This window comes from Pantoea sp. OXWO6B1 (assembly GCF_001641135.1).
Taxonomy (GTDB): Bacteria; Pseudomonadota; Gammaproteobacteria; order Enterobacterales; family Enterobacteriaceae; genus Pantoea; species Pantoea allii.
Genome location: NZ_LWLR01000001.1, coordinates 4,492,695 through 4,504,871, shown reverse-complemented (window position 1 = coordinate 4,504,871; position 12,177 = coordinate 4,492,695). Strand labels below are relative to the sequence as shown.

10 protein-coding genes and 1 pseudogene are annotated in these 12,177 nt (G+C 51.9%); 2 read left to right on the top strand and 9 right to left on the bottom strand.

Annotation, left to right across the window (positions count from 1 at the left end; all coding sequences use genetic code 11):
- Positions 1-104 precede the first annotated feature (104 nt).
- The 3 genes and pseudogenes from A6A26_RS22970 to iolD all read right to left on the bottom strand — a co-directional run bounded on the left by A6A26_RS22970 (position 105) and on the right by iolD (position 3,213).
- Positions 105-1,007, bottom strand: a complete 903-nt coding sequence (locus A6A26_RS22970) for a sugar phosphate isomerase/epimerase family protein (protein ID WP_063880881.1) — start codon at positions 1,005-1,007, stop codon at positions 105-107.
- 40 nt (positions 1,008-1,047) lie between these two features.
- A pseudogene (locus A6A26_RS22965) lies at positions 1,048-1,179 on the bottom strand (inositol 2-dehydrogenase); the annotation flags it as partial.
- A gap of 93 nt (positions 1,180-1,272) precedes the next feature.
- Positions 1,273-3,213 carry a 3D-(3,5/4)-trihydroxycyclohexane-1,2-dione acylhydrolase (decyclizing) gene (gene iolD / locus A6A26_RS22960; protein WP_063880879.1) on the bottom strand — a complete coding sequence of 647 codons (1,941 nt, stop codon included), beginning with the start codon at positions 3,211-3,213 and terminating at the stop codon, positions 1,273-1,275.
- Positions 3,214-3,726: 513 nt separating this feature from the next.
- On the opposite strand from iolD, the gene A6A26_RS25655 reads away from it, so the two are divergent.
- Complete coding sequence (locus tag A6A26_RS25655; RefSeq protein WP_156506695.1) at positions 3,727-3,903, top strand: hypothetical protein; 177 nt, start codon at positions 3,727-3,729, stop codon at positions 3,901-3,903.
- A 29-nt stretch (positions 3,904-3,932) separates the two neighbouring features.
- On the opposite strand, the gene A6A26_RS22955 is transcribed toward A6A26_RS25655, so the two are convergent.
- Positions 3,933-4,193, bottom strand: coding sequence for a hypothetical protein (locus A6A26_RS22955; protein ID WP_156506694.1), 261 nt, complete (start codon positions 4,191-4,193; stop codon positions 3,933-3,935).
- A 91-nt stretch (positions 4,194-4,284) separates the two neighbouring features.
- Between A6A26_RS22955 and A6A26_RS22950 the strand changes: the two genes are divergently transcribed.
- A complete protein-coding gene (locus tag A6A26_RS22950) occupies positions 4,285-5,106 on the top strand; it encodes a TIM barrel protein (protein WP_063880877.1) in 822 nt (273 codons plus the stop codon).
- 218 nt (positions 5,107-5,324) lie between these two features.
- On the opposite strand, the gene A6A26_RS22945 is transcribed toward A6A26_RS22950, so the two are convergent.
- The 5 genes from A6A26_RS22945 to A6A26_RS22925 all read right to left on the bottom strand — a co-directional run bounded on the left by A6A26_RS22945 (position 5,325) and on the right by A6A26_RS22925 (position 11,831).
- Positions 5,325-6,533 (bottom strand): aldose 1-epimerase family protein, encoded by a 1,209-nt coding sequence (locus tag A6A26_RS22945; protein ID WP_063880876.1) that lies wholly within the window; start codon positions 6,531-6,533, stop codon positions 5,325-5,327.
- A 334-nt stretch (positions 6,534-6,867) separates the two neighbouring features.
- Positions 6,868-7,641 (bottom strand): DUF1868 domain-containing protein, encoded by a 774-nt coding sequence (locus A6A26_RS22940; RefSeq protein WP_063880875.1) that lies wholly within the window; start codon positions 7,639-7,641, stop codon positions 6,868-6,870.
- Between the two features lie 424 nt (positions 7,642-8,065).
- The gene (locus tag A6A26_RS26205; protein WP_063880874.1) at positions 8,066-9,352 is read right to left on the bottom strand and encodes a methyl-accepting chemotaxis protein; all 1,287 of its coding nucleotides are present in this window, start codon (positions 9,350-9,352) and stop codon (positions 8,066-8,068) included.
- A 298-nt stretch (positions 9,353-9,650) separates the two neighbouring features.
- Positions 9,651-10,046, bottom strand: coding sequence for an acyl-CoA thioesterase (locus A6A26_RS22930; RefSeq protein ID WP_063880873.1), 396 nt, complete (start codon positions 10,044-10,046; stop codon positions 9,651-9,653).
- Between the two features lie 201 nt (positions 10,047-10,247).
- Positions 10,248-11,831, bottom strand: a complete 1,584-nt coding sequence (locus tag A6A26_RS22925) for a methyl-accepting chemotaxis protein (protein ID WP_063880872.1) — start codon at positions 11,829-11,831, stop codon at positions 10,248-10,250.
- Positions 11,832-12,177 lie beyond the last annotated feature (346 nt).

Genomic DNA, 12,177 nt, shown 5'->3' with positions numbered 1-12,177 from the left:
CGCTTGATGCCTTTTTGCCAGACGCTTTTTGTCAGCGGAATACATGGGAAAATCAATGACATCCTTGTCATGAGCCCGCTTGCTCTTTACCGAACGTCTTACCGTTATACTGCTGAGGTATCCTGGTGACCGAGCAATTCGCGTTCAATCAATTCACGCGTTTCCACAGCCTGGTACTTCATCTTTTCCGGATAACCAAAAAGGGACGCGGCCACGATAGATTCACCGCCGACTTTGAAGGTCTTCTCGGCGAATTTCATTTCGCGCAGGGTACGGAACAGCGCGTCGAAATCCACCTCACCTTCACCTACGGCAACATGCTGGTGGATGGTGGCATCAACACCCGGAGGATTAACGATATAACGACAGTGCCTGGTGTGGTTCATGGTGTCAGCGATGAGCACGTGGGACAGATCGTCACCGGCATAGCGCAACATTCTTGCGACGTCACCGATTCCTTTGTCGTAAAAGAAGGTGTGCGGTACGCTGTAGATATATTTGACGTTATCGCTGCGAAACGATTTCACTACGTCGACCGTCCCGTCGTTCTCTTCGCAAAAATCCCACGGATGAGCCTGAATCTCAACACGAATGCCCTCGCGTTCAAAAACAGGCAACAGTTCTTCCATCGAACGATAGAACATTTCGTCGCAGATTTCTGGTTGATTTGGATCGCCGGAGAATTCGGTATTAATGACCTGCACGCCCATCTCGACGGCGATTTCAACCAGGCGCTTCCAGTTTTTCACGGCGGCCTGACGACGCAGTTCATCAGGCCCCGACCAGCGATAAACACAAATAAATGAAGATATCTCTAAACCGGTTTCATTCAGCGCCCGCTTATATTCCGTAATGATTTCACGGCTGGCGCGCGGATGTTTATAGAAAGGATTGATCTGGGGATGCGGCGACTGCTCGATGTACTTATAACCCCAATCCGCGACCTGGTGCACCATCCGGGTCACGCCCAGATCTTTTATCACGTCTACGTCAAATGCAATTTTCATCATTGTTACCTGTCAGTAAAAATGGATGGTAGGCCAGCGCTTAACGCTGATAAAAAGAGTGGCGTTCAGGCAGCGTAACGCTTACCGTTTCGCCAGTTTCCGCTGTTTTCAGGCTGGCATCGGCCGCAACAGATGCAGCATAGCCATCCCAGGCTGAGGGACGGCGAATACGTTCTTTACCGATGAGGCCAGCACCTGTGACACCGAGGCGTAACGTCATGATCTTACGCCCACATGTTCACAGGCTTCAGGATCAGGACGGCACTCAGTAATCGCGCGCCTGCGCGCGTTTTTCATTGATCTGTTTGGCAACCTTGCGAATCCGTTCCGAAAGCGCCGTTTGCGCGACGCCAACGTTCCACCAACTGCCATATTTGTGCACCATCGTTTTCGGCAACACTTTAATATCAATCAGTGTGCTGCCCGCTTCGTGGCGCGAGGCATCGAGCGCCTGACGCAGTTCATCAAGGCTGGTGACTCGCCAGGTCTTGCAGCCATAGCCCGCTGCAATTGCGGCAAAATCGACGGGAACGAGGCCACCGGTCAGTCGGCCATTTTCCGGCGAGCGGTAGCGGAACTCGGTGCAGAAACTGTTCATGCCGTGTTCCATTTGCAGGTTGTTAATACATCCGTTAGTCATGTTATCGAGCAGCACGATATTAATCTTCGCGCCTTCCTGCAGCGATGTGACGAGCTCGGAGTGCAGCATCATAAAAGAGCCGTCGCCCACCAGGGCATAGACCTCGCTTTGCGGCTGTGCCAGTTTTACGCCCAGCGCGGCGCTGACTTCATAACCCATACATGAGTAACCGTACTCGACGTGATAGGTATTTTCGGCCCGGGTGCGCCAGACACGTTGCAAATCGCCCGGCAGACTTCCCGCTGCGGCCACAATCACCGATTCTTCGGGAAGCACCTCGTTGAGGACGCCCAGTACGCTGCTTTGTGTCAGGGTTGAGTCGGTTATTTGACGAAATTCACGGTAGACTGACTCGCGATCCAGATGGTCGTCGATTTCAGGCACGAAAGACGTTTCCTTCCATACTGCCTGATAGACACGCTGAGTTTCTTTGTACTGTTGAGTGAGCAGCTCGGCAATACGGTCGCCCCAACTGGCGCGCCAGGTTTCTTTTTCCAGCACCGCATCCAGCGTGTTGAGCGCCGTGAGCGCATCGGCCAGAAGCGGCATACCATCCAGTTTCCAGGCATCAAAATTACTGACGTTGATATTCAGGAAGCGGACGGACGGATGTTGGAAAATCCATTTCGATGAGGTGGTAAAGTCGCTGAAGCGCGTACCGATGCCGATAACCAGATCGGCCTCTTTCGCCAGTTGGTTGGCGGCCAGACAGCCGGTTTCTCCGACACCGCCCGCGTTAAAAGGGTGTGATGAGACAACGGTGCCTTTGCCAGCCTGGGTTTCGACAAACGGGATACCGTAACGGCTGGCAAAATGCATCAATGCCTGGCCTGCGCCCGCGTACTTCACCCCACCGCCGCAGACGATCAGCGGCTTTTGGCTTGCTTTAATAGCAGCAATAGCGTCATCCAGTTGCGCCTGACTGGCCGGACGACGATCTAACACGTGCACCCGTCGGGCAAAAAAGGACTCTGGATAGTCCCAGGCTTCGCCCTGCACATCCTGAGGCAAACAGAGTGTGACCGCGCCGGTTTCAGCGGGATCGGTCAGAACGCGCATCGCATTAAGGCAGGCGCTCATCAGTTGTTCCGGGCGAGTAATGCGATCCCAGTATTTGCTTACCGGGCGAAACGCGTCGTTAGTGCTGATACTGAGATCGTGGCTCTGCTCGATTTGCTGCAGCACGGGATCGGGCTGCCGTGTTGCAAAAGTGTCACCGGGCAGGAGCAATAAAGGAATGCGGTTTGCTGTGGCCGTGGCTGCGGCGGTAATCATATTGGCCGCACCAGGGCCGATAGAAGAGGTGCAGGCAATGATTTGACGACGCAGAGATTGCTTCGCAAACCCGGTTGCCGCATGTGCCATCCCTTGTTCGTTACGCCCCTGGAACACCCGCAGATCGCCGCAGTTCTGCTCCAGCGCCTGACCCAGTCCCAGCACGTTACCGTGCCCGAATATAGCGAAAATGCCTTTAACAAATTTGAGCTCTTCACCATCCACTTTCAGATACTGATTATCAAGGAACGTAACCAGCGCCTGCGCCATTGTCAGTCTCACTTTGCCCATTTTGCTCATTCCTGTTTTGATCGGTAGTAGCCTGTCGCCCGGCCCCTTGCTCTGTCAGGCGGTGTTTGCCTTGACGCAGTTAAGAGGTTGTACCTTAAATCTGGATAATGCCCGATTATAGGCAAACATATTTTTCATTAAACCATAATACAGAAGAAAGATTTCATTTTGCGAGGGCGATCAAACTCTACTGCTATTCCGATTGGGATGCGGGAGGGCAGTGCCTGCCGGGTGAGCAAAGCATACGCATGAAAGATCGAGGAATGCGGCATTATTTTGAATTCTAAAATAAAAATACCACTTCAGACAGGCTGCCTATTGGGATGCATTGGCACGTCATAATGGCCGCGCGCGCCAGGCGCAGAGGAAAAAGTGACAGCGCATTCGCACTGTTTAAATTTATATTTCATTTAAATTAATTCTGGAATGTAAAGTCCATGCAAGGGCGATCACTGCCCCCATGCGGAACGCGCTCAGATCGATGACCCGGCCCGGCAAGGCGCGCAAAACGACATGCTCACAAATGCCGCCTCAATGCGGTTTGACGTCATTGTTATGGAGCGGCTGCCCGTCGCTTCCGTTGCCCGGCAAAGCGCGGCGAGGCCGGAAGATGTCGCCCGTTGCTTCAACTATTCTGGTCGCCCAACCGGCAACGGCGCGCAGGCTATCGCCCCGATGACCACACTGTAATGGCTGGATGGCTGCTCTCCACTACTAACCTAACCCACGATAATCAGGTACTGGCCTGACATCGGTAAAAGATTCACACCTGACTGTCGCTGTCCTCGCAGGGTGCTTAAAGGGCATTTAAATGAAATTTCCATTTCATCAGGGATGCATTTTTCCACGTGAACCTGCCGGTTTTTTGTCAGGCGAAGAATGGTGAATATTCTGTTGTTAATTAAGGGAAATGGCGGGTTTTGTTCTTTTTTTTCTAAGGTTTCTAACCAAGCGTTAACGTATTTTGCGAGAGTCATCAAAGAAATTTATTTTCCTTTTAATCTAAAATGAAACAAATATTTTCATTATCCCGTTGGGTTCGCTTGATGTTACCGGGTTCAGGAGAGTCGCATGACCATCGCCGCAGAACGTTTTTGTATCAACAGAAAGATCGCCCCCTCGCTGAGCATTGAAGCCTTCTTCAGGCTGGTGAACGGTTTGGGGTTGAATAAGGTTGAACTTCGTAACGACTTGCCCAGCGGTAAAGTGATGGACAACCTGAGTGCTGCCCAGGTTTGCGCACTGGCTGAACGCTATAGCATTGACATTATTACCATAAACGCCGTTTATCCCTTCAATCAGCGTACGGAACAGGTTCGCCAACTGACCGAGTCCTTACTGGCTGATGCCAAAGCGGTGGGGGCGCGTTCGCTGGTGCTTTGTCCCCTGAACGACGGCTCGTCGGTTACGCCAGAGGTAACAGTAAACGCGCTGCGCGATGTGGCACCGCTGTTCGCGACCTATGGAATAACCGGACTGGTTGAGCCGCTGGGCTTCCCACAAAGCTCGCTGCGTTCGGCAGCGCAGGCGCAGAATCTTATTCGCGATGCCCATGTTCCCTTTAAATTATTAATCGATACCTTCCATCATCATCTCTATCCCGATGCTGACGCCGAATTCAGTCAGGTGGATATCGCCCAAATCGGTCTGGTTCACCTGTCGGGCGTGGAGGACAAACGTCCGCGTGAAAGCCTGACCGATGCCGAGCGCATAATGTTAACGCCGGAAGATCGTCTGTTCACCTGTCGCCAGGTTAAACAGCTTGAAGAACGAGGCTATAAAGGCATTTATGCCTTTGAACCTTTTGCGCCAGAACTGGCGGACTGGGATGAGAACAAGATTCAGCATGAAATTAAAAACAGCATCCAACTGATTCAACATTCCCTGAAGTAAAGTGCCTCGCCCGTGAGGTTTAACCTGCTGATTTATCGATGATATCTCATGCATCTTCGGTTCGCAGAAACAGCATTATGAGGAACAGCCAACAGGGCGTCGAAGTAAACGCGCCCAGGCTTCGTTGATGCACTGACGGGCAATCATGCCCGTCAGTGTGATTCATCATCTGTCCGTTCTGAGAGACGACAAACTTCCCCGCAGAGAGGCAGGATGTTTTACTCTGTCGCTATTGGCGTAGCATTCTCATCAATCTTCGTGTCGCCCTGAATCGCCTTAATGCGTTTTTCAACGGCATTAACCTGCTCGCTGTTGTGCAATAGCGTATAGGTCAGATCAAACGCCGTACTTGCTCCTGGCGCCAGCTGTTTCACCCGCTTCTGTTCACGTTCAACGGTCACCGGATAAGCATAGTTGGTGCCGGGTTCAATACCGGTGACGTAACCTTGTTTCAGCGTGTCGGTATTTTTCCACAAGGTCAGCAGTGGCAGTTGTTGGGTATCAAACTGGATGGAGGCGCCTTTATTTCCGGCTTTATTGACGACGGCAGCGACCGTGTGATGATCCTTGTCGGAAAGCGGCTTGATGTTAAACACCATTTCATCAAAGTCTTTGGTCGGTCCCTGATAGGTTTGCCAGTTTTTCAACCCCGCTTTGGCGTAATCATTAAACGGACTGATGCTCGACATCGGGGCGAGGAAACGAGCGCCTTCTTCCAGAATCGGCGTACTAAAGTTGCTGTGATAAATAATCTCGTAATCATGCGGGTAATCTGAATGGTTAGTCAGCACGTCATGCAGGCTGAACTGGTTGCTGCCAGGCACATAGCGCAGTTCGGTAAGCGTCTGGAGATCCGCTTTTTTGAACGTGCTCTCTTTGATCAAACCCCGAATACGAATCTCATGCGGAGCCGCATCGGCTACCTCGACTTCAAGCTGGGATACCGGTGTATTACCCGCTTTACCGTGCAACGTATAAATGCGCCCTTTGTCGTTCACCGGATGCCCGGTCCATTCATAGCCGCAGCGCACCATCATTTCGTTGAAACCTTCCAGCCAACCCAGGCCATTTCGGCTTTCAAGATTGATGTAAGCCGGGTTCACCACCTCTTTCACGGGGGAATCCCAGCCCAGCCGGGTGCCAAAACCTTCTACTCGCAGCAGGTTCATTCCTCGGGTGGGGATCAGCGTGATGGTCAGGCCATCCTGACTGCGAATCTCAAGGATTTTACTGCCTTCTTGTTTACCGCCGTGCAGGACTTTCTGTTCGATGCTGAACGGTTTGCCCTGCAACTTCAGCTCGCTGCTGGTTATTTGCCAGTTTCCTTTGTCTGTGCCTTGTTCAGCACTCGTCAGCACCCAGGTTTTTGCTGACACGGAACCCGATATCATCACGGCGAATACGGCAAGTGCGATTTTAGTCTTCATCTTTCCTTCCTTAAGCTGAATCGTTTTTTCAGTCGTTAAGGGAATTTACTGATTTGCACTTAACCGAAACGTGATTCGCCTCACCTGCTGGAAAAAGAATCCACAAATGCCCCAGCACTGTGCGCCGGGTCACAGATAAAAATGAGAAAGGTGACGATTACGGCGGTTAACAGGATTAGCGTTGTAACGATTCAGCCGATACGAGCGGGCGTAAAGAGCCGGGCCAGTCGGGCGGGCCAGGTCATTATAAACGTGCTTTGCCGGTATGCCTGGCTGGGGAAGGGCGGCGGCATTTTCAGCCGCGCCTGGCGTGCCTGTTGCAGACGCGCGTCCGTTATGTCAGATAAAACTGGCGCCTGAATGCGAACATATCGTTCATCAGGCAATACTCAGGATTACCCAGGGTTATCACCGGGACACGTTGGGCAATGGTTGTTTTCCATGCCGCCAGCGAACGTCGCCATGCGGCGTCCTCGTCGTCGGTCAGGGGAGCGAACTGATAACCCAGGGTGATGTGGAAACCGTAACGCTCATGGTCTGGCTCATGAATGCCAGTCACCTGCGATAGCCGATCGCGCAAACGGCGCAGGCAGGTTTCGGTATCCTCATCGGCTGACAGCAGGCGAAGCGTCAGCGGCTTTTCCTTCGCGGACGGCTCTGCCGGATCAACGCGCATACGGTAAGGAGAGGCATCCTCACCCAGGCGAAATTGCCGCAGCCGATCAGCCAGGATACGATCGCATTCCTCTATCGGCATATCGAGTGGAAGCCCTGCTGGCCATAACGGGTAGCGGCGAGCCTTGTCGTTTGCGCCACCGAAGACCGTCATATGATAACTGGATGGCGGCAGTGCCGTGACGTTGCGCGCCCAGGGTTCAGCCGGTAATGCGCGGTAAATATCCAGCAGCGCATCGAACGCGTCAGAATCTTTTTCTTGCTGTGGCAGATGACAAATAATCGTGTTGCCCCGAAACGGCAGTACGCGCCCGTCAGCCGCAAATTTTCTGCCTGTGTCGTTCGGCAAATGATCGGCAGCCCGGCTCATGGAGGTGGCCATTCCGGTCAGCGTCAACAGCGTTCCTTTCAAAAGTGTTCTCCGTGTTGTCATGGTGCTCCCCCTGTATCAGCGAATCGTCCGGCAAACGCACTCAAAAGTGTCATGCGTGCGCGAACGGGATTGAGGCGGCAACTGTGCGTGCCTCTGGTCTACGCATCATTGCAGACCAACCCTTTAACCGGCGTACCAGCGTTGCACAGGCAGCCTGCCCGATAAAAATATGTGCAAATGATCAAGCAGGCTACGCGAAGTCTGTGACCATACGATGACCTGATGGGCGGGAAAGCAGAATTGAGCGGGTTGCTCCGACATCGATAAAGAGAGTCGATGGCAGCGGGCGGCATCACAATGTGATAAGGGGTGACGCGTGAGCCGCTCTGCGCTGAGGGAATGATGGTCGTCTTTTCAGGATGGCCTGACCAGGCGCGCCGCTGACGCAAGCGGTCAGCATATTATCGATACTGGCGCTTTTCGATTACACATCCAGCCTGTGAATCACGGTGACGAACTCTTTTACCCCGCTAAAAATTTCCTGAATATTGTCTGAGAGATTAGTGATCTTGTCGTTTTCTGTGGTGAGAAAGTGGTTGATCTCATCGAGCTGTCGGTACATCTCATCAATAAGATTAGTATTTTCTTCAACCACCTTGCTGATTTTCTGCGTCGCCTGAGAGGTGGAGGCGGCAAGACGTCTGACTTCTTCCGCCACGACGGCAAAACCGCGTCCCGCTTCGCCCGCACGTGCGGCTTCAATTGCGGCATTCAGCGCCAGAATATTAGTTTGTCCGGCAATGTTGTTAATGGTCGAGACAATCTCTTTGATGTCTTTGGCCGAGTAATTCAGTTTGTCACTGATTGCCGTTGCCGCATTGACCTGCGAGGCCATTGATTCCGCGTTACGCACCGTTTGGCTCAGTACATCGTTTGCATTAACGGTGATATGAGAGGTTTTTTCAGACGTGCTCATGGCGATATCGGCAACCTGCTTCGCCGTTTCCACGCGTTCGGTGATATCGGAAGCCAGCTTAATCACTTTATACACGTGCCCCGAGGCATCTTTAACCGGATTGTAGTTGGCTTCAAGCCAGACGCGCTTCCCTGACGCAGTTACCCTTTCGAAACGTCCGGTAAAGGACCGGCCATGCTGGATTTTATTCCAGAAATCCGGGTTTTCTTTATAGAACGCATCGAAGCAGAACATACGGTGATGCTTGCCTTTGATTTCTGCAAGATCGTACTCCATCAGCGCGAGGAAGTTTTCGTTCGCATTGATGATGTCACCATGCGGAGTAAATTCAATCGTCGCCATTGTATTATTCAGCGCAGTAATAATGGCTTCTTTGTGCGTCAGCTCTTCATGCCTGTCGGTAATGTCATTGGCGATTTTGATGATTTTTTTAACGGTGCCGTGTTTGTCTTTCACGGGGAAATAATTGGCGCTCAGGTAGAGCAGGCTTTTGTCTTTTCTGTAGCGTTCGAAGATGCCGCTGAACGACTGCCCGGATGCCAGTCTTTCCCAGAACTGGCCATATTCACGGGAGTGGACGAACTCTGGCTTACAGAACATGCGATGGTGCTGTCCGGTGATTTCGTTAAGCTGATAGCCGGTCACGGCCAGAAAGGCCGGGTTGGCCGAGAGAATGATCCCCTCTGGGGTAAATTCGATCCAACCGCTACAGGCCTTTATCGCCTGAATGTTATTTTGATCATCTGACACGGCCAGCGAAATTTTGCCTGGTAGTAAACGCGTGAGGGAAAACATAGATCTCTCCATTTATAGCCGTTAAAAGGTCAAAAGATTTTGACCACGTAGTGGAGAGACAACGACCCGTTTAAAGGGAGGCCGATCGACTCGGGTCCACTAAGGTTATCGGCATCGCGTGTGTCATATTTAGGTCACATTTCGGTCATATCGAAACAGAGCAGTGAGGCGCGTCACGCTATTCATCAAGGACATGCAGTGGAGACAACAGAGGGCATGCGCCTCACCGATGAGGTGACGGCCTTAACAGCATCCGCGTGCGGCGGACGTCGTTGCAATGCGGCAGAGTGAGGCCGCGTTACGACGGATTATCCGGAATCGCACTGCGCAAAAATTCCGGGATGGACGGGCGACCATTTTCCAGACAGGTGCCGGTAAAAACCGCCTCGGCGTACACCACATTGTTTACCAGAATTTGTTGGATGAAGTTAACGCGGTTGCGTTTTTCATTGGCGGCCAGCGCGCAGGTGACCTGCATTTCATCGCCTTTTTTCAGGCTCTTTTTAAAGCGCAGCGAGTACTCAAGTAGCATATGAATTCGGCCTGCGGCAAACTCTTCTTCAAGATCGACGCCAAGGTGCTCTTTCATAAATGCGTGACGTGTCCATTCCATATAAAACGGATAGTAAAGTCCATCCACCACGCCCTGAAAATCAATGTGCTTTTCGTCAACCTGATAGGTTTTCGTAAACATAGTTGCGCCCGTTGTGAGTAAGGTTATGCTCACTTTAGTGGTCATCGGTGTTTTTTAAAACGCTTTTTTTGGCAAGGGATACGCGGGAAAAGCGTGGGGGCAACAGGCATGATCGGCGCAATCGTTAAGACAGGCCCGGGCCAGCGGTTAGCGGGTCCGGGCTCTGTGATGACTCAGGCACTCAGAATAAAAGCGTGCCGGTTAGCGGAAAGCCGGGGTAGCGAGGTTAGCGCTTTTTTCGATGCGGAAGATGGAAACCGCGTCGCGTAACATCACCGTTTGCTCCAGCATACCTTGTGCGGCAGAAGAAACCTGCTGAACGAGAGCGGCGTTCTGCTGGGTCACCTGGTCCATCTGGCTGACGGCAATGCTGACCTGACCGATACCATTGCTCTGCTCATCGGAAGCGATGGTGATTTCGCCCATAATCGTCGTCACGCCCTGCACCGATTTCACGATCTCTTCCATCGTATTACCGGCCTGGCGGGCCAGTCCTGAGCCTTTTGCCACATGTTCAACCGACTGAGTGATCAAATCTTTGATCTCTTTGGCGGCAGTGGAACTGCGTAAGGCCAGCGAACGCACCTCACCGGCGACAACGGCAAATCCGCGTCCACCTTCACCCGCTCTTGCGGCTTCAACCGCGGCGTTCAGCGCCAGGATATTGGTCTGGAAAGCAATGCCTTCGATGACCGAAATGATTTCTGCCACTTTGCCTGAGCTTTCTGAAATGGAGCGCATGGTCTCAACAACCTGTTTCACCACATCACCGCCCTGCGTCGCCACATGTGACGTTGTGTCGGCCTGTGTATTCGCATGACGCGCATTATCGGTATTCTGACGCACGGTAGCGGTAAGTTGTTCCATGCTGGCAGCCGTTTGTTCAAGCGCCGCGGCCTGCTCTTCAGTACGTTGGGCCAGATCGACATTGCCCTGCGCGATTTCGCTCGCAGAATTGTTGATCAGCTCAGCAGAGGACTGGATACCGCTGACGATGGTGACTAACTGCATGCGCATGGCTTCAAGAGAGCCCATCAGGCTACTCTGTCCTTTGACCGGAACGGCGATCTCCACGGTCAGGTTACCCTGCGCAATCATTCCGGCAATATCGGCAGCCGCTTTTGGCTCGCCGCCCAGTGCGCGGATAATACTGCGCGTAATAATGGTGCCCAGAATGATGGAAAGCAGAATGGTGGTGATACCTGCCAGACTCAGCGTCATTTTGGTGGCAAAGGCCAGACTGTTTACCTCTGCAGAACGTTTGGCTAACAGTGTGGCTTCCGCACCGTTGAATTCAGCAGCGATGGCGCGATAGCGATCCATAAACGCTTTATCGCGGCCTTCCTGAAAGAAATGCGTCAGGGTCTCCAACGGTTGCTTGCCGCTGTTCACCTCGCGGCGTAAGGCGATCAGTTGCTCATCTACGCCCTGAACGCTTTTATGCAATTCAAGCAGTGATGCCAGCCTTTGCTGCTGCTCGGCGTTATCCGCAGTCATCGAGCGTAGCTGGCTGTACTTCTGATCGAAAGCGGTTTTACCGCTGTTAAACGGTGCCAGAAAGTTGTCATTGCCAGAGACAACAAACCCACGCACGCCGGTTTCCATATTAACCATATCGGTCAGCATGCTGTCGCTGACGCTCATGACCTGGTAACTGTGGACGTTCCAGGTGTTGGCCTGGCGCAGTTTAAGAAAGTTAGTGATCGACAAACTGCTGCCAATCAGCGAGACGATGACGATGATGCCGAACGCTAAAGCGATTTTACGGCCAGTTGTGATTTTCATGTTTTTCCCCGATAAGTGATCTTATTATTTTTGTGATTAAAGCCATTACATTTCGTTTATCGGCAAAGATGAATTGCAGTTTATAACCTGAAGTCTTTTTTTTAGAAAACTATCCTTTAGTTTAGTTAAAAAGTAATTTCATTGGTTATCAATAGAAAGGACAGGGTGCTGGAGCGTTGTTTGAAAAAGTGTATCGCGCGGCAGCGTTCGTTTAAATAAATTCGAATAACCAGAAGAGATGGTTTGTTCAGTGAAAAAGTCATTTCTTTTTTTATGAAGTGGGATGTATTCGTAATACTTATGCGCAACAAGAGATAAGCAGATTATCTTATAGTGTATTTATAGA

What these genes read in the sequence shown, in the direction of transcription:
- A6A26_RS22970 (WP_063880881.1), bottom strand. Translation starts at nt 1,007, where the DNA reads ATGAAAATTGCATTTGACGTAGACGTGATAAAAGATCTGGGCGTGACC.
- iolD (WP_063880879.1), bottom strand. Translation starts at nt 3,213, where the DNA reads ATGGGCAAAGTGAGACTGACAATGGCGCAGGCGCTGGTTACGTTCCTT.
- A6A26_RS25655 (WP_156506695.1), top strand. Translation starts at nt 3,727, where the DNA reads ATGCTCACAAATGCCGCCTCAATGCGGTTTGACGTCATTGTTATGGAG.
- A6A26_RS22950 (WP_063880877.1), top strand. Translation starts at nt 4,285, where the DNA reads ATGACCATCGCCGCAGAACGTTTTTGTATCAACAGAAAGATCGCCCCC.
- A6A26_RS22945 (WP_063880876.1), bottom strand. Translation starts at nt 6,533, where the DNA reads ATGAAGACTAAAATCGCACTTGCCGTATTCGCCGTGATGATATCGGGT.
- A6A26_RS22940 (WP_063880875.1), bottom strand. Translation starts at nt 7,641, where the DNA reads ATGACAACACGGAGAACACTTTTGAAAGGAACGCTGTTGACGCTGACC.
- A6A26_RS26205 (WP_063880874.1), bottom strand. Translation starts at nt 9,352, where the DNA reads ATGTTTTCCCTCACGCGTTTACTACCAGGCAAAATTTCGCTGGCCGTG.
- A6A26_RS22930 (WP_063880873.1), bottom strand. Translation starts at nt 10,046, where the DNA reads ATGTTTACGAAAACCTATCAGGTTGACGAAAAGCACATTGATTTTCAG.
- A6A26_RS22925 (WP_063880872.1), bottom strand. Translation starts at nt 11,831, where the DNA reads ATGAAAATCACAACTGGCCGTAAAATCGCTTTAGCGTTCGGCATCATC.